Origin of the sequence: Candidatus Accumulibacter vicinus (assembly GCF_000584955.1) — a bacterium.
In the GTDB taxonomy this organism is placed as follows: Bacteria; Pseudomonadota; Gammaproteobacteria; order Burkholderiales; family Rhodocyclaceae; genus Accumulibacter; species Accumulibacter vicinus.
Genome location: NZ_JDSS02000036.1, coordinates 13,508 through 14,986, shown reverse-complemented (window position 1 = coordinate 14,986; position 1,479 = coordinate 13,508). Strand labels below are relative to the sequence as shown.

Below are 1,479 nucleotides of genomic sequence, written 5' to 3'. Positions count from 1 at the left end.
CCTTCGTTCATCCATCCCTGCATCATACACTGCCCTTCCTGATACTGTCCCTGCAGGACGCCGGTAGCGAACAAGGGCGGGAAAACCCGGATGGCAGCCGTCACGCCGGTGCCGAAACGGCGCAATTGAAACTGCACCTGGGCGGTCGTGCCGACAGTGAGATTGGTGGCGGTTCCTTGCATCATGACGTCGAACCCGGCCTGTTTATCGGGCACTGTGATCGGCGGCAGCGCCGGCTGGCGCTCCACCGGCGGCTCCGACCTGGCTGACTGGGATTCCTGTCGCACCGGCTCACGTTCCTTCTGCGAGGCGCTTTTCAGCGCGGCCAGACGACGCCGGGCAACGGCAGCAAACTTGCCATCCGGGTACTGTTTGAGGTAATCCTCGAAATCGGCAGGGTCCTGGCTGGTGCGCACCGACTCCCAGAGCGACAACTGGACCGCCATCGGGTCGACGCCCGCTACCGGCGGCGGCTGGGCGGCAGACGCCGGCGGCGACTGGACGACCACCGTGGTCGGCCCAATGAAATAGAAATCCTGGGTCAGCGACGAATGATCCCAGGGAATCTGTTTGCCGTTGGTCTGCTCCTTGACCTGCTGGCGTACGCGGGTCAACATCTGCCGCACCTCCAGTCCAGGTGCGGCCAGGTTTTTCAGCAAGGCCTCGGTGAACGGACTATGGTCGGTCTGCCCGTCTTCCGCCACATTGCCTGGCTGGGTGGCGAAAACGATCAGCGAGCCCTCGCCGGCGGCAATCTGGGCCAGACCGCGGCCAACGGCGGCTGAACGGGTCCCCATGCTGCGTGCCAAAGAACGGGAAAAGGGGTTGTCGCGACAGGCATCGAGGAAGATCAGACTGACCGGGGTCGAAGTTTCCATCTGCGTCAGGACCAGGTCGGCGTCGACTGCAGCGAAAGGCAGCGAGCGCTCGTTTTCGATCTTGGCATCTGCCGGCACCAGGTAATTCCGGCCGCTGACCTGGAGGCCATGACCTGCGTAGAAGAAAAGGCCGACCTTGGCGCCCTGTAACTGGTCGCCGAAGCGCTTCACCGCCTGCTCCAGCCGGGCCTTGTCCGGATCGACGGCCAGTTCCACCTGGAAACCGAGTTTTTTCAGCGAATCGGCAACGGCGCGAGCATCCCTGGGCGGGTTGGGGAGCGCCGGGGCATTCTGATAGGCGCCGATCCCGACGACCAGCGCTACCTGAGCCTTGGCCGGGGCAGCGACCACCGCACCCCAGCCGAGCAGCATGAAAAGCGTTGCCAACAGCCGCAGGCATGGTCGTACCGCAGGCATATCGATCTCCCCGCATCAATGACAAAGGAAAATCATACACCCGGCAGAGCCGGATATGCTCACTGCGACAGCAGGTCGTAGAGGGCAGAAAACTCACCGGTCAGCTTGTGCCGTGGATCGAGGTGGATCATCGGCAGAGCCAGATGGTGCGACTCCCGGATCTTGATCGAAGCCGAAAGGAAGG

The 1,479-nt window shown here is 63.1% G+C and carries 1 protein-coding gene and 1 pseudogene; both read right to left on the bottom strand.

Features of this window, described 5'->3' with window-relative positions:
• The coding region (locus CAPSK01_RS15665; protein ID WP_273703819.1) for a caspase domain-containing protein at positions 1-1,295 on the bottom strand (1,295 nt) is incomplete at its 3' end.
• A gap of 59 nt (positions 1,296-1,354) precedes the next feature.
• A pseudogene (locus CAPSK01_RS23345) lies at positions 1,355-1,479 on the bottom strand (ParA family protein); the annotation flags it as partial.